19 protein-coding genes are annotated in these 21,886 nt (G+C 72.9%); 8 read left to right on the top strand and 11 right to left on the bottom strand.

Annotated elements, in window-relative coordinates; genetic code table 11:
• Positions 1–69: 69 nt before the first annotated feature.
• A complete protein-coding gene (locus H299_RS31780; protein WP_078512399.1) occupies positions 70–1,620 on the top strand; it encodes an MFS transporter in 1,551 nt (516 codons plus the stop codon).
• Positions 1,621–1,659: 39 nt separating this feature from the next.
• Here H299_RS31780 and H299_RS0102590 read toward each other — a convergent pair whose 3' ends face one another.
• The 4 genes from H299_RS0102590 to H299_RS0102575 form a co-directional block, all read right to left on the bottom strand.
• Positions 1,660–2,439, bottom strand: coding sequence for a hypothetical protein (locus tag H299_RS0102590; RefSeq protein WP_027747135.1), 780 nt, complete (start codon positions 2,437–2,439; stop codon positions 1,660–1,662).
• Between the two features lie 58 nt (positions 2,440–2,497).
• Positions 2,498–3,625, bottom strand: coding sequence for an MBL fold metallo-hydrolase (locus tag H299_RS31775; RefSeq protein ID WP_078512398.1), 1,128 nt, complete (start codon positions 3,623–3,625; stop codon positions 2,498–2,500).
• 101 nt (positions 3,626–3,726) lie between these two features.
• Entirely contained in the window at positions 3,727–5,436 is a 1,710-nt protein-coding gene (locus H299_RS31770) for an ABC transporter ATP-binding protein (protein WP_486587127.1), read from the bottom strand.
• 384 nt (positions 5,437–5,820) lie between these two features.
• Positions 5,821–7,203 carry a glycine--tRNA ligase gene (locus tag H299_RS0102575; RefSeq protein WP_027747134.1) on the bottom strand — a complete coding sequence of 461 codons (1,383 nt, stop codon included), beginning with the start codon at positions 7,201–7,203 and terminating at the stop codon, positions 5,821–5,823.
• 193 nt (positions 7,204–7,396) lie between these two features.
• Between H299_RS0102575 and H299_RS0102570 the strand changes: the two genes are divergently transcribed.
• The 4 genes from H299_RS0102570 to H299_RS0102555 all read left to right on the top strand — a co-directional run bounded on the left by H299_RS0102570 (position 7,397) and on the right by H299_RS0102555 (position 10,608).
• Positions 7,397–8,434 (top strand): metal ABC transporter substrate-binding protein, encoded by a 1,038-nt coding sequence (locus H299_RS0102570; protein WP_027747133.1) that lies wholly within the window; start codon positions 7,397–7,399, stop codon positions 8,432–8,434.
• Between the two features lie 23 nt (positions 8,435–8,457).
• Positions 8,458–9,219 carry a metal ABC transporter ATP-binding protein gene (locus H299_RS0102565; protein ID WP_051262034.1) on the top strand — a complete coding sequence of 254 codons (762 nt, stop codon included), beginning with the start codon at positions 8,458–8,460 and terminating at the stop codon, positions 9,217–9,219.
• A complete protein-coding gene (locus tag H299_RS0102560; RefSeq protein ID WP_027747131.1) occupies positions 9,216–10,097 on the top strand; it encodes a metal ABC transporter permease in 882 nt (293 codons plus the stop codon). The genes H299_RS0102565 and H299_RS0102560 overlap by 4 nt, the downstream gene beginning before the upstream one ends.
• Before the next feature lie 103 nt (positions 10,098–10,200).
• Positions 10,201–10,608: a Fur family transcriptional regulator gene (locus tag H299_RS0102555; RefSeq protein ID WP_027747130.1), complete on the top strand. Its 408-nt coding sequence runs from the start codon at positions 10,201–10,203 to the stop codon at positions 10,606–10,608.
• Positions 10,609–10,663: 55 nt separating this feature from the next.
• Here the strand turns inward: H299_RS0102555 and H299_RS0102550 are convergent, their stop codons facing one another.
• From H299_RS0102550 to H299_RS0102525, 6 genes are all read right to left on the bottom strand, one after another.
• Positions 10,664–11,542, bottom strand: coding sequence for an isoprenyl transferase (locus H299_RS0102550; RefSeq protein WP_027747129.1), 879 nt, complete (start codon positions 11,540–11,542; stop codon positions 10,664–10,666).
• A gap of 117 nt (positions 11,543–11,659) precedes the next feature.
• A complete protein-coding gene (gene recO, locus H299_RS0102545; protein WP_027747128.1) occupies positions 11,660–12,403 on the bottom strand; it encodes a DNA repair protein RecO in 744 nt (247 codons plus the stop codon).
• Between the two features lie 90 nt (positions 12,404–12,493).
• Positions 12,494–13,192, bottom strand: a complete 699-nt coding sequence (locus H299_RS0102540; protein WP_027747127.1) for a response regulator transcription factor — start codon at positions 13,190–13,192, stop codon at positions 12,494–12,496.
• Positions 13,189–14,610, bottom strand: coding sequence for a histidine kinase (locus H299_RS31765; RefSeq protein ID WP_078512396.1), 1,422 nt, complete (start codon positions 14,608–14,610; stop codon positions 13,189–13,191). The genes H299_RS0102540 and H299_RS31765 overlap by 4 nt, the downstream gene beginning before the upstream one ends.
• A 97-nt stretch (positions 14,611–14,707) precedes the next feature.
• Positions 14,708–16,795: an MMPL family transporter gene (locus H299_RS31760; RefSeq protein WP_486587126.1), complete on the bottom strand. Its 2,088-nt coding sequence runs from the start codon at positions 16,793–16,795 to the stop codon at positions 14,708–14,710.
• A 379-nt stretch (positions 16,796–17,174) separates the two neighbouring features.
• On the bottom strand, positions 17,175–17,846 hold the full coding sequence (locus H299_RS0102525) for a tellurite resistance TerB family protein (protein ID WP_027747126.1): 672 nt from the start codon (positions 17,844–17,846) through the stop codon (positions 17,175–17,177).
• 150 nt (positions 17,847–17,996) lie between these two features.
• Between H299_RS0102525 and H299_RS0102520 the strand changes: the two genes are divergently transcribed.
• Entirely contained in the window at positions 17,997–18,212 is a 216-nt protein-coding gene (locus H299_RS0102520; protein ID WP_027747125.1) for a hypothetical protein, read from the top strand.
• A 47-nt stretch (positions 18,213–18,259) separates the two neighbouring features.
• On the opposite strand, the gene leuA is transcribed toward H299_RS0102520, so the two are convergent.
• The gene (gene leuA, locus H299_RS0102515; protein ID WP_027747124.1) at positions 18,260–20,026 is read right to left on the bottom strand and encodes a 2-isopropylmalate synthase; all 1,767 of its coding nucleotides are present in this window, start codon (positions 20,024–20,026) and stop codon (positions 18,260–18,262) included.
• A gap of 389 nt (positions 20,027–20,415) precedes the next feature.
• Here leuA and H299_RS31755 point away from each other — a divergent pair, with 389 nt between their 5' ends.
• On the top strand, positions 20,416–21,588 hold the full coding sequence (locus H299_RS31755; protein ID WP_078512393.1) for a M4 family metallopeptidase: 1,173 nt from the start codon (positions 20,416–20,418) through the stop codon (positions 21,586–21,588).
• Between the two features lie 31 nt (positions 21,589–21,619).
• On the top strand, positions 21,620–21,886 hold the full coding sequence (locus H299_RS0102505) for a protealysin inhibitor emfourin (RefSeq protein WP_027747123.1): 267 nt from the start codon (positions 21,620–21,622) through the stop codon (positions 21,884–21,886).

The raw sequence follows: 21,886 nt of genomic DNA, 5'->3' as shown, positions 1-21,886 counted from the left end.
CGGTTACCAGGTAGCAGTAGTACCAGGATAAAGACACTCTGGTACCACCTTGCAGTGTGCCGCAGAGTCATGACCGTGAGCGAATCCACGGCCAAGAACTCCCTCGACCTGCCCACTCCGCAGCCTGCCCAGCCCGCGCCGCCTCCGCCGCCCTCGCGCGCCGAGGTCCGGCCCCGCGTCCACCGCATCCCGGCACCCGCGCCCGGCGCCCCCCGGCTCACCGCGCTCGGCCTCTTCACGGTGCTCTTCGGCGCGGCCCTGCCGCTGATCGACTTCTTCATCGTCAACGTCGCGCTGCCCAGCATCGGGCGCGACCTGCACGCGGACGCCGCGCTGCTGGAGCTGGTCGTCGCGGGTTACGGGGTCGCCTACGCCGTGCTGCTGGTCCTCGGCGGGCGGCTCGGCGACATGTTCGGCCGCCGCACCCTGTTCCTCGCCGGGATGGCCGCCTTCGGAGTGACCTCGCTCGCCTGCGGCCTCGCCCCCGACGCCTGGTCGCTCATCGCCGCACGGGCGGCCCAGGGCGCCTCGGCCGCGCTCATGCTGCCCCAGGTGCTCGCCACTATCCAGGCCGCCACCGTCGGGGACCGCCGGGCGCGCGCGATCAGCCTGTACGGCGCCACGGCCGGCCTGGCGATGGTCGCCGGGCAGATCCTCGGCGGAGTCCTGGTGGCCGCCGACCTCTTCGGCACCGGCTGGCGGTCGGTGTTCCTGGTGAACGTGCCCGCCGTACTGATCGGCCTGGTACTGGTCTGGCGCACCGTCCCCGAGACCCGCTCCCAGCGCCCCGCGCCGCTGGACATACCCGGCACGCTGCTGCTGGCCGCCGCGCTCGTCACCCTGATGGTGCCGCTGACCGAGGGCCGGGCCGCCGGGTGGCCGCTGTGGTCCTGGCTCGCGCTGGCCGCGTTCCCCTTCCTCGCCGTCGCCTTCTGCATCGTGGAGTACCGCGCCGAGCGGGCCGGACGTACGCCGCTGGTGCCGCCGAGCCTGGTGGCGCTGCCCGGCATGCGCGGCGCCCTTCCGCTGGTCTCCCTCTCGGTGGGGGGCTTCGGCGGCTTCATGTTCGTGATGGCCCTCGCCTTCCAGCAGGGCCTGGGGTACGGCCCGATCGAGTCGGGCGCGGCGCTGGTCCCGTACGCGGTGGCCTTCTTCTTCGCCTCACTGGCCGGGCCTCGGCTGACCAGCCGCTACGGGGGCCGGGTCATCGCCGCCGGAGGTGTCGTGCAGATGCTCGGACTGGCGGTCCTCATCCTGACGGTACGCGGCGCCTGGGACGGGATGAACATCGCGGAACTGGCGCCCGGCCTGGCCCTGGCGGGCTTCGGCCAGGGGCTGATCATGCCGGTGGGCATCCGGATGGTGCTGGCCGACATCCCCACCGAGAAGGCCGGGCTGGGCGGCGGGGTGATGGCCACGGCCCAGCAGTCGTCCATCGCCCTGGGCATGGCGCTGATCGGCGCCCTGTTCCTCGCCCTGGTCCCCGGCCACGGTATGCGCGACGCGCTGGCCTGGTCGCTGGCGGCGCAGCTGGTGACGGTCGCCGTCATCACCGCGCTGAGCCTCCGCCTGCCGCACACCCCGCGCGGCAGGGCCCGCACGAGCGCTGAGAGCCCTTGACGGCTCTCGCCGGCGAGGTGCGTCAGGCAGCGGTCGGTGTCATCGCACGATCCTCCGGCGGATCGCCCACCGGACGGGTCCCTTCATCCACACGGCGCTCTCCAGCGCCGACGTGCCCTGGTGTACCGAGTCCGCGAGGACCACGATGACCTCCCGTAGGAACTCATGCTCCTCGGGACCGACACGGGCCAGCTGACCGAGGGCGGCCCCCAGCCGGATTCCCGCAGGCTCTTCCCTGGCCATCCTGGCCGCCAGCCATTCCCCGACGGACGACCGCAGCTCCCTGCCGGTGTGCGGGCCGATCCCCAGACTGGCCACCGCTTCGATGACATCGATCTTCAACGGCTCCTCGGCCACCCGGTCGTAGAGCTGCCGAAGCACCGGGACCAAGGTCTGCGCATGGCCGAACGCCCCGCCCAGCAGGAGCACGCCCGCGCCGCGCAACCCGACGTCTCCGTCCCGCTGCACCAGGGCAAGCACCCGGGGGAGCACTTCCTCGTAACCGGCGGCGACCGATTCCTCCCGCACGACCCCCGCGTCGTACCCGCTCCGGTACTCGGGAGAGGTTTCGGCCCGCAGCCTGCGATGGACCCCTGCCGTGTGGAACACCCTCCCCAGGTACTCCAGCAAATCGGCCTGGATCACGGTGCGCTCCCCCAGCGCCAGTTCGAGCATCAGGGGGATGCACTCCGGCGACCCCTCTTCGAACGCGATGCCCTGCGGGGTGAGGGCGGCCTCGAGTTCCCCCAGCGCGTCGAAAGCCCGCTGCTCGTCCGGATCGCACAGCGCATCCACCAGCCGCAGCAACTCTGCCGTCACTCATCCCCCTCGTCGCACGGAACAGCGGCCCGGCCGCCACCGTCCCACCGGGCTCCGCTCATGATCCGGCGGCCGGTTCCGCCGCCTTGGTGCCGGGTGCCGGGTGCGGCTCCCGGCGGTGCGTGGGGCGGGTGGCCGGGGCTCGCCACCAGGGGGCCACCGGCAGCTCGCCGGACGGCTCGAACGACCCGCCGGGCACGGGAACCGCCACCCGTACGCCCGCCTCGGCCGCGGCCGTGAGCATCCGCTCCGCAGGCTCCTGCCAGGGGTGCGGCGCCAGGTTGAAGGTGCCCCAGTGGATGGGGAGCAACGCGCCGCCGGAGAGGTCGAGGTGGGTGCGCACACCCTCCTCCGGGGTCATGTGGATGTCCGGCCAGAACTCGCTGTACGCACCGACCTGGATCATCGTCGCGTCGAAGGGGCCGTACGCGGCGCCGGTGTCGGCGAAGCCGGTGAAGTAGCCCGTGTCCCCGCTGTGGAAGACGCGGTGCTCCGGCCCCGCCACCACCCAGGACGCCCACAGCGTGCGCTGCCTGTTGCGCAGGCCGCGACCGCAGAAGTGCCGGGCCGGGGTGGCCGTCAGGGTCAGTCCGGCCAGCTCCACCGACTCGTGCCAGTCCAGCTCGGTGAAGCGGCCGGGGCGCAGGCCCCAGCGCTCCAGGTGCGCGCCCACGCCGAGCGGGACGGCGAAGGGCACCTCGGAGCGGGCCAGCGCCCGGATCGTCGGCAGGTCGAGGTGGTCGTAGTGGTCGTGCGAGATGACCACCGCGTCGATCCGCCCCAGCCCGGAGAGCGGGACCGGCGGACGGTGGAACCGGCGCGGGCCGACGAAGGAGAAGGGAGAGCACCGCTGGCCCCACACCGGGTCGAAGAGCACCCGGCGGCCGTCTATCTCGGCGAGCACGGTGGCATGCCCGAGCCAGGTCAGCCGCAGGCCGGAGGCGGGCGGGACGGACAGCTCGGGCCGCCGCAGCGGGATCGGCGCGGCGGGCGTACGGCCTTCGCGGCGCAGCAGCGCGCGGAACATCGCCAGGCGGGAGCTGCCGGCGCCGGGGGGCGCGGTCGCGGCATGCGCCGGGTTGCGGAAGCTTCCGGCGGACGCGTCGTACTGGGGTGAGCGCATGATCCGCGCCAGCCGCTCCCCCGTGGGCTCGGCGCCGAAGGACGCGGGCCGCAGTCCGCTCATGAGACCTCCCGTTGAACTCATGGACGGAAAACGCGCCGCGCATGCCGGATGTTCCTCCCGGCCGGCCGGCTGTCGCCGCAGGTCACCCGGAGGGCCGCAGGTCACCCGGCGGTGAGGAACTGGGTGGCCGCCAGCTCGGCGTAGAGCGGGTCGGCGGCCAGCAGCTCCGCATGGCTGCCCACCGCGCGGACCCGGCCGGCCTCCATGACCACGATCCGGTCCGCCATCGTCACCGTGGAGAGCCGGTGGGCGACGACGAGGACGGTGGTGCCGCGGGCCGTCTCGGCGACGGTGTCCCGCAGCGCGGCCTCGTTCACCGCGTCGAGCTGGGAGGTCGCCTCGTCCAGCAGGAGCAGCCGGGGGCGGCGCAGCAGCGCCCGGGCGATGGCCACGCGCTGCCGCTCGCCGCCGGAGAGCTTGGTGCCGCGGTGCCCGACCAGCGTGCCCAGGCCCTGGGGCAGCCGGTCGGCCAGCGCTTCGAGGCGCGTGGTGCGCAGGACCTCGCGCACCTCCTCCTCGGTGGCCCCGGGCGCGCCCAGCAGCAGGTTGTCGCGGAGCGAGCCGGAGAGCACCGGCGCGTCCTGCTCGACGTAGCCGATGGCGGCCCGGAGGTCGCCGACGGGCCAGTCCTGGAGGTCCCGGCCGTCCAGCAGGATGCGGCCCTCGGTCGGGTCGTAGAAGCGCTCGGTGAGCGAGAAGACGGTGGTCTTCCCGGCGCCGGACGGGCCGACGAACGCGGTCATCCCCCGGGCCGGTATCCCGAAGGTCACGCCGTGGTGCACCGGCGGGAGGTCCGGTGCGTAGCGGAACCGCACACCGTGGAACGAGAGCGCCGCGGGCTCCCCCGCCGCCCTGGGCGGCTCGGCGCCGGACCCCGGGGGCTCGGTGGGCAGCCGGTGCGCCTCCTGGATACGGGCGACCGCCGCGGAGCCGACCTGGTACTCGGAGACCGCGCCGACCAGCTCGCGGATCGGCATCATCAGATAGAAGACGTACATCAGGAACGCGATGAGCGTGCCGATCTCGACGGCTCCCGAGGCCACCCGCGCGCCGCCGACCCCGAGCACGGTCAGGAAGGCGATCTGGGAGGCCATGCCCGCCGTGTTCCCCGCCAGCGCCGTCCACTTGGCGGCGCGCACGCTGGCGCCCCAGGACTCCTTGGCCGCCGCGTGCAGGCCTGCCTCCTCGCGCTGCTCGGCACCGGACGCCTTGATCGTGCGCAGCGCGCCGAGCGTCCGCTCCAGCGCCGCGCCCATCGCGCCCACCGACTCCTGGGCCGCCTTGCTGGCCCGGTTGATGCGCGGCACGAGAAAGCCGATGACCAGGATGGCGAAGCCGAGCACCGCCGCCGTGACGGCGAGCAGGACCAGGTCGAGCACGGCCATCATCACCAGCGTGGCCAACAGGGTCAGCGCGCCGGTCACCGCGCCGACCAGGGAGTCGGTGGTCACGGCGCGCAGCAGGGTGGTGTCCGAGGTGACCCGGGCCATCAGATCGCCGGGCTCGGTGCGGTCGACGGCGGAGATCCGCAGCCGCAGGAGGTGCGAGACGAGCCCCCGGCGGGCGGTGAGCACCACGGACTCGGCGGTACGGCGCAGCACGTAGGTGCCCAGGGCGCCCACGGCGGAGTTGACGAGGACGAGCGCGGTCATCAGCAGCAGCGCGCCGGCCACCGGCTTGTCGTCCCCGAGGTTGTCGACGAGCTGCTTGGCGGCGAGCGGCAGGACCAGGCCGGTGGCGCCGGTCGCCAGGCTCAGCAGCCCGCCGAGCAGGAGCCAGCGCCGGTAGGGGCGGACGTAGCCCAGCAGCACCCGCCAGGCGGGCGGGGCCGTCGGTGACGAGGCTTCGGGCGAAGGCCCGGACGGTGGCTCCGACTTGGACTCCGGCGCGGGCTCCGGCGCTCGTTCCGGGGGCGGTGCGGTTGCGGCGTGGGCGGTGGTGTCCTGCGAAGTGTCCACGGCATCCTCGGGTTTGGTGACCGGGCAGGGTGACCGGTCAGGGTGTCTGAGGCGGCTCCGGTGCCGGGAGCACGTCCTCAGGGCTGTCCCGTAACTCCCGGCGGGCTCGCGACGCCCTTGAAACGCTCCGGCGTCGGCAGACGTTCCGTCCCTCGCGGGCCGCAGCCGGGAAACGGCGAGGGCCCGGCCTCCCTCCGGAGACCGGGCCCTCGCCGCCCGCAGCGCGGGATCGCGTCGTCAGCAGCCGAGCAGCCGGCCCGCCAGGTAGCCCTCGATCTGGTCCAGCGAGACCCGCTCCTGCTTCATCGAGTCACGCTCTCGCACGGTCACCGCGTTGTCGTCCAGCGTATCGAAGTCGACGGTCACGCAGAACGGCGTGCCGATCTCGTCCTGGCGCCGGTAGCGGCGGCCGATGGCGCCCGCGTCGTCGAACTCGATGTTCCAGTGCTTGCGCAGCGTCTCGGCGAGGCCGCGCGCCTTGGGCGACAGCCGCTCGTTCCGCGACAGCGGCAGCACCGCCACCTTCACCGGGGCGAGCCTCGGGTCGAGGCGCAGCACGATGCGCTTCTCCATCTTGCCCTTGGCGTTGGGCGCCTCGTCCTCGACGTAGGCGTCGAGCATGAAGGCGAGCATGGCGCGGTTGACACCGGCCGCCGGCTCGATGACGTACGGCGTCCAGCGCTCGCCCGCCTCCTGGTCGAAGTACGACAGGTCCTGGCCGGACGCCTTGGAGTGCGCGTTGAGGTCGAAGTCGGTGCGGTTGGCCACGCCCTCCAGCTCGGAGAACTCGGTGCCGCCGAAGTTGAAGCGGTACTCGATGTCGGCGGTGCGCTTCGAGTAGTGCGAGAGCTTCTCCGCCGGGTGGTCGTACCAGCGGATGTTGGCCTCTTGGAGGCCGAGGTCCCGGTACCAGTTCCAGCGCTGCTCCATCCAGTACTCGTGCCACTGCTCGTCCTCGCCGGGCTTGACGAAGAACTCCATCTCCATCTGCTCGAACTCGCGCGTGCGGAAGATGAAGTTGCCCGGCGTGATCTCGTTCCGGAAGGACTTGCCCGTCTGCGCGATGCCGAACGGCGGCTTCTTGCGCGAAGTCTGCTGCACCTGGGCGAAGTTGGTGAAGATGCCCTGGGCGGTCTCGGGGCGCAGGTAGGCGACCGAGCCGGAGTCCTGGGTCGGGCCGAGGTGGGTGGAGAGCAGGCCGGAGAACTGCTTGGGCTCGGTGAAGGCGCCCTTGTTCCCGCAGTGCGGGCAGTTGATGTCGGCCAGACCGGCGGCGGGCGGACGGCCGTGCTTGGCCTCGTACGCCTCCTCCAGGTGGTCGGCGCGGAACCGCTTGTGGCAGGAGGTGCACTCGGTCAGCGGGTCGGTGAAGGTGGCCACATGGCCCGACGCCTGCCAGACCTCGGGCGCCAGGATCACCGACGAGTCGATTCCGACCACATCGTCGCGGGAAGTGACCATGGAGCGCCACCACTGGCGCTTGATGTTCTCCTTGAGCTCCACGCCCAGCGGCCCGTAGTCCCAGGCGGCGCGCTGGCCGCCGTAGATCTCACTGCACGGGTACACAAAGCCACGGCGCTTGCTCAGGCTGACGATGGTGTCGATCTTGTCGGCGGCCACGGTGCTCTCTTCATCAACGACGACGGAATACCTCAGATTACCGGCGAGTGAGGGGCCTGGATCAAATCGGTTTGCCCTGTGCCCCGATTCGTCCGCGCGCCTCTGCGCTACCTCGCGTGCGCCGACTGTGTCACACCGGCGGGGCGCCTGCGTCAGTTGACAATGGTTTCCATTAGAGGTGAAAATGAGTGTCATGAACACTCGACACCGTCTCATACGCACCACCGCCACCGCCGGGGCCCTCGCGCTGGGCACCGTGTCGCTCTCCGCCTGCGGCGACACCTCCGGCGATGACGGAAAAGTGAGCGTCGTCGCGTCGTTCTACGCCATGGAGTTCCTCGCCGAGGAGATCGGCGGGGAGCACGTCTCGGTCACCGGCCTCACCAAGCCCGGCGGCGAGCCGCACGCGCTCGAGCTCTCCCCTCGGCAGGTCGGCCGCCTGGGCGAGGCGGACCTGGTCGTCTACCTCAAGGGCCTCCAGCCCGCCGTCGACAAGGCCGTCGAGCAGTCGGAGGTGCGGTACAAGGCGGAGGCCACCTCCTTCACCGACCTGGAGAAGCACGGGGAGTCGGAGCACGGGGAGTCCGAGCACGGCGAGGAGGAGCACGCCGAAGAGGGCCACGAGGGCCACGACCACGGCGACGGGGAGCACGCCGAGGAGGAGCACGGCGGCGGGGACCACGAGGGCCACGACCACAGCACGGAGAGCGGCGAGGATCCCCACATCTGGCTGGACCCGACGCGCTACGCCGAGGTCGCCGAGGGGGTCGGGACCCAGCTCGCCAAGGCCGACCCGAAGCACAAGGCGGAGTACGAGAAGAACACCGCCGCCCTCGTCAAGCGCCTCACCGCCCTCGACAAGGAGTTCAAGAGCGGCCTCAAGTCCCGTAAGAACGACACCTTCATCACCACGCACGCCGCCTTCGGCTACCTCGCCGACCGCTACGGCCTGCACGAGGAGGCCGTCTCCGGGGTGGACGCCGAGTCCGGCTCGGTGAGCGGGGCGCACCTGAAGAAGCTGCACAGGGTCGCCAAGGAGGACGACGTCAGCACGGTCTTCTTCGAGAGCAACGCGAGCGACGCCACGGCGAAGACGCTCGCCCGCGACCTCCGTCTCAAGACCGGCGTCCTGAGCCCGCTGGAGTCCGTCGAGGACCCGGAGCGGCAGGACTACTTCTCGGTCATGCGCCAGAACCTCGAAGCCCTGCGGACCGCGCTCGACGCGCGGTGACGCCCCCACCGAAGGAGACCCCCATGAAGTCACCGGAGCCCGTCATATCGCTGCGGGGCGTGGACGCGTCGCTGGGCGCGCGGCCCGTGCTGCGCGGGATGGATCTGACCGTGGAGCACGGCGAGGTGGTCGCGCTGCTCGGCGCGAACGGCTCCGGGAAGTCCACCACCGTCCGGGCCGTCATCGGTCAGGTCCCGGTGACCTCGGGTGAGCTGGAGCTGTTCGGCAAGCCGCTCGCCCGCTTCCGCCAGTGGCGCCGGGTGGGCTACGTGCCGCAGCGGTCGACGGCGGCGAGCGGCGTTCCGGCGACCGTACGCGAGGTGGTCTCCGCCGGGCGGCTCTCGCGCACCGGGCTGCGCCCGCTGGGCCGGGCTGACCGGGAGGCGGTGCACGAGGCGCTGCGGCTCGTCGGGCTGGAGGACCGGGCCAGGGACTCGGTCAACGCGCTCTCCGGCGGCCAGCACCAGCGGGTGCTGATCGCCCGCGCGCTGGCCGGCGAACCCGACCTGCTGATCATGGACGAGCCGCTCGCCGGCGTCGATCTGGCCAGCCAGGCGGTACTCGCGGAGGCGCTGGGCGAGCAGACCCGGAACGGCACCTCGGTGCTCCTGGTGCTGCACGAGCTGGGGCCGCTGGCCCCGCTGATCGACCGTGCGGTGGTGCTGCACGCCGGGCGGGTCCAGCGCGTCGACCACCCCGAGCGGCTGCACGACCTGGCCTGCCACCCGCACGACACCCCTCCGGCGGACCCCGCCGCCAAGATCGAGACCGGACTCCTGTCATGACCGAGATGCTCCAGTTCGAATTCATGCAGCGCGCGCTGCTGGCCGCGCTGATGGTCGGCGTCGCCGCTCCGGCGGTCGGCATCTACCTGGTCCAGCGCCGTCAGGCGATCATGGGTGACGGCATCGGGCACGTCGCGCTCACCGGCGTCGCCCTCGGCTTCCTGCTGAACACCAGCCCCGTGTGGATGGCGGTGCTGGTGGCCTCGCTCGGCGCGATGGGCATGGAGCTGATCCGCTGGTACGGCAAGACGCGCGGCGACCTGGCGCTCGCCCTGCTCTTCTACGGCGGCATGGCGGGCGGCGTCATGATCATCAACCTCGCGCCGAACGGCTCCAACGCGAACCTCGTCACCTACCTGTTCGGTTCGATCACCACCGTCTCCGAGTCCGACATCGTGACCATCGTGTGCCTCTCGGCGATCGTGCTGCTGATCTCGCTGGGGCTGCGGCGGCAGCTCTTCGCGGTCTGCCAGGACGAGGAGTTCGCGCGGGTGACCGGGCTGCCCGTACGGCTGCTGAACATGCTGCTCGCGGTCACCGCGGCGGTCACCGTCACGGTGTCGATGCGGGTGGTGGGGCTGCTGCTGGTCAGCGCGCTGATGGTGATCCCGGTGGCCACCGCGCAGCAGGCCACCCGCGGCTTCGCCACCACGCTGGGCCTGTCGGTGTTCTTCGGTGTGCTGGTCACCCTCTCCGGCACCACCACCTCGTACTTCGCGGACGTGCCGCCGGGTGCCAGCATCGTGCTCATCGCCATCGGACTGTTCGTGGTGGTGACCGCCGTGGCCACGCCCCTGGCGCGCCGACGTGCGAAGCGTGCGCCGGCGGACGGCGGGGAAGGCACCCTGGAGGAGGTGCACGCGCCCGTGGGCGCGTAACGGCCTCGGGCGAGGCCGTAACGACTGCTTCCGGTTTCCGCCTGATACACCTGGCACAATGGCGAGCCGGTCCGAGAGCAGGCGACGAGTGGAGGAGGCGACGGTGACCACCGCAGGTCCCCCCGTACGCGGACGGTCGACGAGGCAGCGTGCTGCCGTGGCGTCCGCGCTGGCGGAGGTCGAGGAGTTCCGCAGCGCGCAGGAGCTGCACGACATGCTCAAGCACCGCGGTGATTCGGTCGGTCTCACCACCGTCTACCGCACCCTCCAGTCCCTCGCCGACGCCGGCGAGGTCGATGTACTGCGCACCGACGAGGGGGAGTCGGTCTACCGCCGCTGCCACAGCGACGACCACCACCACCACCTGGTGTGCAGGCACTGCGGCAAGGCGGTCGAGGTGGAGGGCCCCGCCGTGGAGAAGTGGGCGGAGTCGATCGCGGCCGAGCACGGCTTCGTCGACGTCGGGCACACCGTCGAGATCTTCGGCACCTGCGGGGACTGCGCCAAGTGACGCGCTGACGGAGGAGCCGGGCCGCTCCCGCTCACAGAGGCAGCCCGGCCGCCTCTCAGGCGGGGCGGCCGTCCTCCGGCTCGGCCGGGTGGGCGGGCCCGGCGGGCGGAGCCGGGGCCGGAGCGCCCGAGACCGCGTCCGCGCCCCCGAAGCGGCGGTCGCGCCGGGCGTACTCCAGGCACGCGGCCCACAGGTTGCGCCGGTCGAAGTCCGGCCACAGCACGTCCTGGAAGACCATCTCCGCGTACGCGCTCTGCCATATCAGGTAGTTGGAGGTGCGCTGCTCACCGGACGGGCGCAGGAAGAGGTCCACGTCCGGCATGTCCGGGTAGTACAGATAGCGGGCGAGGGCCTTCTCGTTGACCTTGGACGGGTCGAGCCGCCCCGCCCGTACGTCCTCCGCGAGCGCCTTCACCGCGTCCGCGATCTCCGCCCGGCCGCCGTAGTTCACGCAGAAGTAGAGCGTCATCGCGTCGTTGTCGCGGGTCTGCTCCTGCGCGACCTGCAACTCCTGCACCACGGACTTCCACAGCTTCGGCATCCGGCCCACCCAGCGGATGCGGATGCCCAGCTCGTCCATCTCGTCCCGGCGGCGGCGGATGACGTCGCGGTTGAAGTTCATCAGGAAGCGCACCTCCTCGGGCGAGCGCTTCCAGTTCTCGGTGGAGAAGGCGTAGAGCGAGAGATTGCCGACGCCCATCTCCAGACAGCCCTTGAGCACGTCCATCACGACGCCCTCGCCGACCTTGTGCCCCTCGGTACGCGGCAGCCCGCGCTCCTTGGCCCAGCGTCCGTTGCCGTCCATCACGACGGCCACGTGCTCCGGCACCAGCTCGCGGGGAATCCGCGGCGGCCGGGCGCCGGAGGGGTGCGGCTCGGGGACCGCGTAGTCGGACACGCGACGCTGCCGGGACAGCATTCCGCGACGGGCCATACAGGTTCAGCTCCATCGGGTCGTACGGGGGCGGGTCGGGCGGGCCCGCGGGCTCACGCGAGCCTATCGCCCCTCCCGCACCGAGGGCTCACCGTGCCCGCCCGCCGGCGCACGCGGTCACCGTACGAAGCGCAGCGAGCGCAGCCCGCGCTCCAGGTGCCAGTGCAGATACGCGGAGACCAGCCCGCTCCCCTCCCGGACGTGCCGGGGCTCGGCCGCGTCGGCGCTCTCCCAGTCCCCGGTCAGCAGCGCTCCCAGCAGCCGGAGCGCCTCCGGTGAGGGCACCACGCTGCCGGGCACCCGGCAGTCGGCGCAGACGGTGCCGCCCGCGCCGACCGAGAAGAAGCGGTTGGGGCCGGGCAGTCCGCACCGGGCGCAGTCGCCGAAGCTGGGTGCGTAGCCGTTGACGGCGAGGGAGCGCAGCAGGAAGGCGTCCAGCACCAGGCCGGCCCCGTGCTCGCCGGCGGCGAGGGTGCGCAGCCCGCCGACGAGCAGCAGGTACTGCTGGATGGCCGGCTCGCCCTCGTGGTCGGTGAACCGCTCGGCCGTCTCCAGCATGGCCGTACCGGAGGTGTAGCGGTCGTAGTCCCCGACGATGCCGCTGCCGTACGGGGCGATGGTCTCCGTCTGCGTGCACAACGGCAGCCCGCGGCCCACCAGTTCGCCGCCGCGCGCGAAGAACTGCACGTCCACGTGGGAGAAGGGCTCCAGCCGGGCGCCGAACTTCGACTTGGTGCGCCGCACGCCGCGGGCCACCGCCCGCACCCGGCCGTGGCCGCGGGTGAGCAGGGTGATGATCCGGTCCGCCTCGCCGAGCTTCTGGGTGCGCAGGACGATGCCGTCGTCACGGAAGAGGCTCATGACGGGCGGCCCCCGGACCGGTGACGGCGGCAGGGGGGCGGGCTCCCGGGAGCGTGCGACGGCATGCCCGCATTCTCGCCCATCCCCGGGTCAGGCGGAGGTCCCCGGGGTCACCAGGCCCGATTCGTACGCCGCGATGACCAGCTGTGCCCGGTCGCGGACACTCAGCTTGCCCATGATCCGGCTGACATGGGTCTTGGCCGTGAGCGGGCTCAGCCCCAGCGACTCGGCCACCTCCGTGTTGTTCAGTCCGCGCGCCACCAGGCCCAGCACCTGCCGTTCGCGGGCGGAGAGCGTCGCCAGCGCCTCGGGCAGCGGGCCGCCACCGGGGGCCTCGGGCGCGCGCAGCACGCGCGCGATGAGCCGCGCCGTCGGCCCAGGTGACAACAGCGCCTCCCCGGCACAGACGGTGCGGATCGCGTCCAGCAGATCGGCCGGCTTGGTGTCCTTGACCAGGAATCCGGACGCTCCGGCGCGCAGCGCGTCGACGACGTAGCCGTCCGTGTCGTAGGTGGTCAGTACGAGCACCCGCACGTCGGCCAGGTCCTGGTCGGCGGCGATCAGCCGGGTCGCCTCGATGCCGTCGAGATCGGGCATCCGGATGTCCATCACGACGACGTCGGTCTGCGTCCTGCGCGCCAGCAGGACGGCCTCCCGGCCGGTCCCGGCCTCCCCGACGATCTCCATGTCGGGGGCGGACTCGATGAGCATCGCGAACGCGGCCCGTACCAGGGTCTGGTCGTCGGCGAGCAGCACGCGGATCGGCTGGGAGGGGCTGGACGCGCTCATGGCGTGCCTTTCGGGGACTCGGCTTCGCGGGGGCGGGACAGGGGCGCAGGGGCGGGCGGGGCGGCGGTGACGGGGCCCGCGACGGCGTCCGCGGGCGGCCCCGTGGCGGCCGGTCCCGTCGTACGCGGCGCGAGCGGCAGCACCGCGGTCACCCGGAAGCCGGGGCCCTCGGCGCACCCGGCGGCGTCCAGCGTGCCGCCGACGCTGCGGGCACGCTCCCGCATCCCCACGATCCCGTAGCCCGGCGGCCCCTCGGGCGGCGGGGCACCGGCGCGCCCGGCCGGACCGCCGTCGTCCCGGACGGTCACCCGCAACGCGCCGCCCGCGCCCGCCGGTTCGTGCGCCACCGGCTCCAGTACGACCTCGACGCCCACCTCGGGCCCCGCGTGCCGCACCGCGTTCGTCAGGCTCTCCTGCACGATGCGGTACGCGGCGGCGCCCACCGCCGCCGGCACCTGCCCGGCCGCCCCCTCGACGGCGGCGTACGGCCGCAGCCGGACCCGGGCGCCCGCGCCCTCCGCCGCTCGGACCAGGTCGGGCACGCCGGAGAGCCCCGGCAGCGGCCCGCCGCCGTTCGCGTGCCCGCCCGAGGCGTCGTCGGCCCGCAGTACCTCCAAGGTCGTGCGGAGTTCGGAGCGGGCGTCCCGGCAGGTGTCGGCGATGCCGTCCAGCGCGCGGGCCACGGCCTCCCGGTCGAGCCGCTCCGGGTCGGCGACCAGCACGTGCGCGGCGACGGAGGTCTGGACGCCGATCAAGGTGATGCTGTGCGCGAGCAGGTCGTGCAGGTCGCGGGCGATGCGCAGCCGCTCCTCGGCGACCCGGCGCGCCGCCTCCTCCTCCCGGGTGCGTTCGGCCCGTTCGGCGCGTTCGACGATCGCCGCCACGTAGTCGCGGTGGATGCGTACGGCCTCGCCGATGATCACGAAGGCCACCAGCCAGCCGGAACCGCGCACCATCTCGGGGATGTCGTGCCCCTGGCCGACCGTCGCCATCACCGCCGCCATCATGGCGAGCGCCCCGCCGACGGTGAGGAAGGTGCGCAGCGGGGGTCCGGAGACCGCGAGCGAGAAGAGCACGAACATGACGGCCGGTATGCCGGCGGTGTGCGCGTAGTCCAGCGCGTGGTACGGCGCGATCAGCGCGATCACCGCGAGGGCCGTCACCCAGGGCGCCCGGGTCCGGAAGGTGAGGGCCGCGGCGGTGCCGGTGAGCAGCGCCCAGCCGAGCACGTCGGGCGTCCGGCCGTCACCGGACCCCATCGAGACCGCGATCACGCCCTGCACCACGAGCACCACCGCGGCGATCCCCAGGTCGCCGGGGCGCAGGTCGCGGTGGTGGACGCTCCGTGGCCTCAGAGCGCGGGCCACGGCGGCGCTGAACGGGTCCTGGGCTGTGTTCACGGCTCCATCCTGCGTCATGGGAGGGGGACTTGGGAGAGGTGGACCACGGCGTGCGGACGTCCGCGCGCACGGGGGGTACGCGCGGACGTCCGCGGGTGGGACGGTCAGCCCGCGGTCAGCCCGCGCTCCTTGCGGAGGTGACCCGCTCGCCGCCGGCCGCCGGGGCAGACCCGGGTGCCTCGCCCGCGGGTGCCTCCCCCGCAGGGGGCCCGGCCACGGGCGGTCCGCCCGCCGCCTCCGGCCGCGAGAGCCGTCCCGGCCACCACACCCACCGCTTCAGCAGCAGGCTGGCCGAGGTCACCAGGTAGGTGCGCACCAGGAAGGTGTCCAGCAGCACGCCGACCGCGATGAGGAAGCCCATCTCGGCCATCAGCACCATCGGCATGGTCGCCAGCACGCAGAACGTCGCTGCCAGCACGATCCCGGCCGAGGCGATCACCCCGCCGGTGGTGCGCAGCGCGGTGAGCGCCGCCTCGGGCACCGGCAGGCCCTTGAGCGACTCCTCCCGCATCCGGTGCATGAGGAAGATCCCGTAGTCGACGCCGAGCGCGACCAGGAAGACGAAGCTCAGCAGCGGCAGGCTGGGATCGAGCCCCTGGAAGCCGAAGACCGGCTCGAACAGGAGCCCGCCGAGGCCCATCGCCGCGCCCCAGGAGGCGACCACGGCGACCACGAGCACCACCGACGCGACCAGGCTGCGCAGCAGCGCGATCAGCACCAGCAGCACCACGACCAGCACCAGCGGGATGACCTTCTTGCGGTCGTCCGAGTTGGTGTCGGCCTCGTCGAGCCGCTGCGCGGTGTCCCCGCCGACCAGCGCCTCCGCGCCGTCCACCGCGTGCAGTTCGGCGCGCAGCGCGCGGATCGTGTCCTTCTCCTGAGCCGACTCGGCGCGGCCCTCGGCGAACACGGCGATCTCCGTCCAGCCGTCGCCGTCGCGGCCCTTCGCCACCTCCGCCACACCGTCGACCGCACCGGCCCGCTCGATGACCCTGTCGGCCGCGTCGGTGCGCGCCATGACCGTGATCGGCTGGTTGTTGGCCTGCGGATACGCCTCGCCGAGCGTCTCCATGGCGGTGACGGACTCGGGCTTGTCGATGAAGGTGTCCCCCTGCTGGAGCACCCCGGGCAGGTTGAACATGCCCAGCGCCAGCGCGCCCAGCAGCGCGCTGCCCGCGATCAGCACGGTGGCCGGGCGGCGGGCGGCCGAGGTGCCCATCACGGCGAACAGCGAACGCCGGCCGGCGGGCTCGACGCCGTGGCGGGGCACCAGCGGCCAGAAGACGCGGCGGCCGAGCAGCACCAGGATCGCGGGCAGCAGCGTCATCATGGCGGCCAGCGCGCACACCACGCCGACCGCGCCGACGGGGCCGAGTCCGCTGCTGCTGTTCAGGTCGGCTGCCAGCAGGCACAGCAGGCCCAGCGCGACCGTGCCGGAGGAGGCCAGCACCGCGGGGCCGCAGCCGCGCAGGGCCGCCAGCATGGCGTCGTACGGGCGCTCGATGCGGCGCAGTTCCTCGCGGTAGCGGGCGACCAGCAGGAGCGCGTAGTCCGTGCCGGCGCCGAAGATGAGGATGGTCATCACCGACGAACTCATCGTGGTGACCGTCAGGTCGAACGCCTGGACCAGCGCGTAGACGACCGCCTGCGCGCTGATGACGGCCGCCCCCACCACGAGCAGCGGGACGAGCCACAGGAACGGGCTGCGGTAGGTGAGGATGAGCAGGACGGCGACGATGGCGGCCGTCCCGAGCATGAGGGTGCCGTCGACCGACTCGAAGACCTCCTCCATGTCCGTCTCCAGCGCGCCGGGCCCGCCGACCTGCACGCTCAGGCCCTCGGGCGCGCCGTCGAGGCCGTCCCGGATGTCCTGGACCGCCTCGATCCGCCCCTCCTCACCCGGCTGTTCGGCCAGGGACATGACCGTCATCAGCGTCTCGCCGTCCTCGGAGGGGACGGCCTGCGGCGAGGTGTCGCCGCTGAGCTGGTACGCGCCGGTGATTTCGGCGGCCTGCTCGCGGGCGACGTCGCGGTCGGCGGCGGTCAGGCCGCCGTCGCGGTGGTGTACCAGGATGAGGTCGACGGTGTCGCCTCCCGGCATTTCCTCCACCAGTTTCTGGACCCGCGTGGAGTCCGCGCTGCCCGGCAGGTAGTCGATCGCCTCGTCGCTGGAGGCGTCGCCCAGCTTCGCGCCGAACGGCATGGCGATCGCGAGCACCGCCACCCACAGGGCGAGGACCGCCCAGGGTACGGCGCGCCGCCGTCTGCGCTCCCGGCCGTCCGGCGCCGGCGGGCCGTTCCGCTCCGGCCCCGCCTCCCGGCGTGCTTGCGTTGCGGACCCCATGTGAGTGCCCCCTCGTCTTGCACCTGTGTCTGTCGGTATCCAGACTTCCGGGCGGAACGGGGGTCTTCATCGCTCGCCGGACCGAACCGCGCGTTACTACCGTGGGCTGCGTCCGCGCCGCGTTACTCCTGCGGGAGTAGCCGCCGGGAGCAGGCGGGGACGGCCGTCGGGGGCGCAGCGGACGGGGTGTGCCGGTCGGATGTGCCGGGGCGTGCCGGGCGGCGCGTACCGGGCGGTGTCAGGAGGGCGTGCGGGCGGCGGCGAGCAGCCGCTCGGTGTCCGCCGGGCGGAGCGTCAGCGCCGCACCGACCGCCTCCAGCACCTCGCGCTCGGCGGGCTGGTACGGCCCGTCCGCGAGCGCCACGGACGCGCCCTGGAGCAGCAGCGACTCCCGTCCGGCGGCGGCCAGGTGCGGCGCCAGCGGGGCCAGTGTGTCGAGCCCGGCACCCGGCCCGGCCGGTGCCGTGCGCTCCCATTCGTCCCGCAAGGCGCCCAGGAGCGCGAGCAGTTGGTCCTCGGTGCAGTCGGGGTAACCGGCGGCGCGCACCATCTCGACCGCCGCCGCCCGGCTCGCGGGCGACTCCGTGCCGCCCGCCGCCAGCACGCGGAGCGCGACGCAGTGGACGGCGTCGCGCAGCATCGCAGTCAGCCGCTGGGTGGTGGGGCCCTCCAGGCACTCCGTGCCGAAGTGGTCGCGGCAGGAGGCGCACTCGACGACCGGCCCGGTGACGCCGCGCGGCAGCAGCGGGACGCCCAGCAGCACGAGGCGGCGACGCCCCGTACGGCGGCGGTAGTTGCGGTCGCCGCCGCAGCCCGGGCAGTAGAACTCGCCGTCGTCGACGGTCCGCCAGCGTGTACGGACGCCCGCCAGGCGTGCGGCCCGGGCGCGCCCGCCCCGGGAATGGCTCACCGCACCGCACCTCCGTAACACTTCGGCAACGTCGCCGGAATGCCGTGATGTTAACCACAGAGGCGATCCGGCGTCAGCACCCCGGACCGCAGTTGTCCGGAAAGCATCTGGCGCCGCGCGGCGCACTGCCATGCTGAAGGGATGGCGGCTATGGCGGTGTTCCTCGTCGCGCCGGCGGCACTCGTCGGCTGGAGCCTGGCCGTCCTGCGGCGGCGCGAGCGCGTCCGGCGGCGCGGTGCGGCTCGGTACGAGGACGGCGCGCGGGCCGTCCGGGAGGCCCGGCGGGACGCGCGGGTGATCTCCTGCTCCGACACGGGCAGCGCGCTCAGCGCCTTCCACGACCGGACCGGCCGCCCCCCGCACTGAGCGGGGGACGGCGTGTCGGTCCCAGGGACGCGGCGGCGGCCCGGTGCTCAGCCGCGCGACGCCCGGTTGACGGCCGAGATGACCGCCTTGATGGAGGCACGCACGATGTTCGCGTCGATGCCGACGCCCCACAGCACCTGATCGCCGATCGCGCACTCGATGTACGCGGCGGCGCGCGCGCCCGCGCCCTCGCTCATCGTGTGCTCGACGTAGTCCAGCACCCGTACGTCGGCGTCGATGACGCGCAGCGCGTCCACGAAGGCGGCCAGCGGGCCGTTGCCCGTGCCGGTCAGGACGGTGTCCCGGCCGTCCACGACCGCCTCGACGGTGAGCGCGTCGTGCCCCGCGCTGGTGGTGGAGGTCTGCGCGCTGCGCAGCGCGATCCGGCCCCACTTCTCGTCGGGCACGGGCAGGTACTCGTCCTGGAAGACGGCCCAGATGGCGGCCGGGGTGACCTCACCGCCGTCGGTGTCGGTCTTGTCCTGGATGATCTTCGAGAACTCGACCTGCATGCGGCGCGGCAGCGAGAGGCTGTGGTCGCTCTTGAGGACGTAGGCCACACCGCCCTTGCCGGACTGCGAGTTGACCCGGATGACGGCCTCGTAGGAGCGCCCGACGTCCTTCGGGTCGATGGGCAGGTACGGCACCGCCCACGCGGTCTCCCCCACCGGCACGCCCTGCTCGGCGGCGGTCGCCTCCATGGCCTCGAAGCCCTTCTTGATGGCGTCCTGGTGGGAGCCGGAGAAGGCGGTGTAGACGAGGTCGCCGACGTAGGGGTGCCGGGCGTGCACGTCCATCTGGTTGCAGTACTCGGCGGTGCGCTTGATCTCGTCGATCTGCGAGAAGTCGATCTGCGGGTCGACGCCCTGGGAGAAGAGGTTCATGCCCAGGGTCACCAGGTCGACGTTGCCCGTACGCTCGCCCTGCCCGAAGAGGCAGCCCTCGACCCGGTCGGCACCCGCCATCAGGGCCAGCTCGGCGGCGGCGACGGCGGTGCCGCGGTCGTTGTGCGGGTGCACGGACAGGCAGACGTACTCGCGGCGGGACAGGTGCCGGGACATCCACTCGAAGCGGTCGGCGTGCGTGGAGGGGGTCGAACGCTCCACCGTGGCAGGCAGGTTGAGGATGATCTCGCGGCCCTCCTCGGGCTGCCAGACGTCCATCACCCCCTCGCAGACCTCCAGGGCGAAGTCCAGTTCGGTGTCGGTGAAGATCTCCGGGCTGTACTGGTACCCGAAGGCGGTCTCGGGCCCCAGCAGCTTCTCCGCGTACTCCATGACCAGCCGGGTGCCGTCCACCGCGATCTGCTTGACCTGGTCGCGGGAGCCGCGGAAGACGACCTCGCGGAAGACGGGGGCGGTGGCGTTGTACAGGTGCACCGTGGCCCGGCGGGCGCCGCGCAGCGACTCGACGGTGCGCTCGATCAGCTCCTCGCGGGCCTGGGTCAGGACGGAGATCGTCACGTCCTCGGGGATCGCGTCCTCCTCGATGATCGAGCGGACGAAGTCGAAGTCGGTCCGGCCGGAGGAGGGGAAGCCGACCTCGATCTCCTTGTATCCCATGGAGACCAGCAGGTCGAACATCGCGCGCTTGCGGGCGGGCGACATCGGGTCGATCAGCGCCTGGTTGCCGTCCCGCAGGTCGGTGGAGAGCCAGCGGGGGGCGCGGGTGACGCGCTGCTGGGGCCAGGTGCGGTCGGGGATGTCGACGGCCTCGTACCGCCCGTAGCGGTGAACCGGCATGCCGGAGGGGCGCTGGCGGACACTCGCGGCGGTGATGGGGGTGGCGGGGCGTACGGGCTCGGATGAGGTCATGTTGCTCGGAACTCCTGTGCGGGTGGCTGAGGGGGCCGACGGTGGCAGCACCGATCTCCGCGGGGAGGGGGCCGGCCGATCGACTACAGACCCTCGCCGCGGCAGCTAAGGAGAAGCAGCCCGAAGCGCATGATGCCCACACTTTAACGGAGGGTTTTGGGATGCGCGGCGACGTATCACGATGCGGACGCGGTGCCCATACCGGGGCGGAGCGGCACGCGGGCCGGTCCGCGAGCGCCGCGGGACCGCTGCGGCGCAGGTCCGGGGCGGGCGGGGCGGGGCGCGGGCGGGCGAACCGGACCCGGGCGCGGCCGGGCGGGACAACTCCTTCTCGTGAATCCCCGCAGCAGCCAGTGACAGAGTGACTCCCCAGTGTCACCGTGGACGGTATGGACGCACACCCGAGCCATCCCATCAGCCCCCGCCCCCTCCCCCGCCATCCGGTCTGCTGCGGCATCGTGCCGCCGCACCTCCTGGACCAGCTCGCCCGGTCCGAGGACCCCGTCTTCGCGACCCCCGCGCGGCGCACCCTGGAGCGGGACGCCGCGCAGCGCGCCCGCCGCCAGATCACCGCGGTGCGCGGCTTCACGGCGCCCGCGGTGCCCCGGCAGGCCGGCCCGGCGGCCACACCGCGCCGTACGATCTACGACGCCCGGCACAAGGAGACCCTGCCCGGCAAGCGGGTCCGCACCGAGGGCGGCAAGGCCGTCCGGGACGCGAGCGTCAACCGCGCGTACGACGGGCTCGGTTCCACCTTCGCGCTCTTCCTGTCCGCCTTCGCCCGCGACTCGATCGACGGCGCGGGCCTGCCGCTGGACGCCACGGTGCACTACGGCGAGGAGTACGGAAACGCCTTCTGGGACGGCGAGCGGATGGTCTTCGGCGACGGGGACGGCGAGGTCTTCCGCGACTTCACCCTCGCGCTCGACGTCATCGGGCACGAGCTGACGCACGGCGTCACGCAGTACACCGCCAACCTGGAGTACCTCGGCCAGTCCGGCGCGCTCAACGAGTCGGTCTCGGACGTCTTCGGTTCGCTGATCAAGCAGCACGAGAAGGGCCAGACCGCGGAGCAGGCGGACTGGCTGGTCGGCGCGGAGCTGTTCACCGAGCGCGTGCAGGGCGTGGCGCTGCGCTCCCTCAAGGCACCCGGCACGGCGTACGACGACGACGTACTCGGCAAGGACCCGCAGCCCTCCACCATGGAGGACTACGTGCACACGTCCTCCGACAACGGCGGGGTCCACATCAACTCCGGCATCCCCAACCACGCCTTCTACACCCTGGCCACCGACCTGGGCGGGCACGCCTGGGAGCGCGCGGGCCGCATCTGGTACGACACGCTGACCTCCGGAAGCCTGGCGACCGACGCCGACTTCGCCGCCTTCGCCGCGGCCACCCTCAGCGCCGCACGGGAGCGCTTCGGGGCGGGCGAGGAGGAGGCGGCCGTGCTCCGCGCCTGGTCCGCGGTCGGTGTCACGCCGAAGGCGCCGAAGGACGCCAGGGAGGCCGCGGGCACCAAGGGGGCCGCCGGGAGCAGCGCGTCCGGCGAGGCCCCTTAAATTCCGCGCGCGGGCGCGCGAGGATGGCCCCATGCACATCACCGTTGTCCGCACCGGCGGATTCGGGGGCCTCTCCCGCCGGGCCACCCTCGACACCCGCGCCCGTCCGGACGCCGCCGAGCTGGACTCGCTGGCCCAGAAGGCCCTGACCGAGGGCCACGAGGAGCGCCCGGTCGGCGTCCCGGACGGATTCCACTACGAGATCGAGGCGGACGGCGCGACGACGTACTGCGCCGATCCGCGCCTGACCGACGCCCAGCGCACGCTGATCACCCGAGTTCTCAAGGAAGGTGCGTGA

The organism is Streptomyces sp. CNH287 (genome assembly GCF_000424825.1).
The sequence above is the reverse complement of the archived record's forward strand: the minus strand, read 5'-3'. Positions and strand labels throughout refer to the sequence as shown.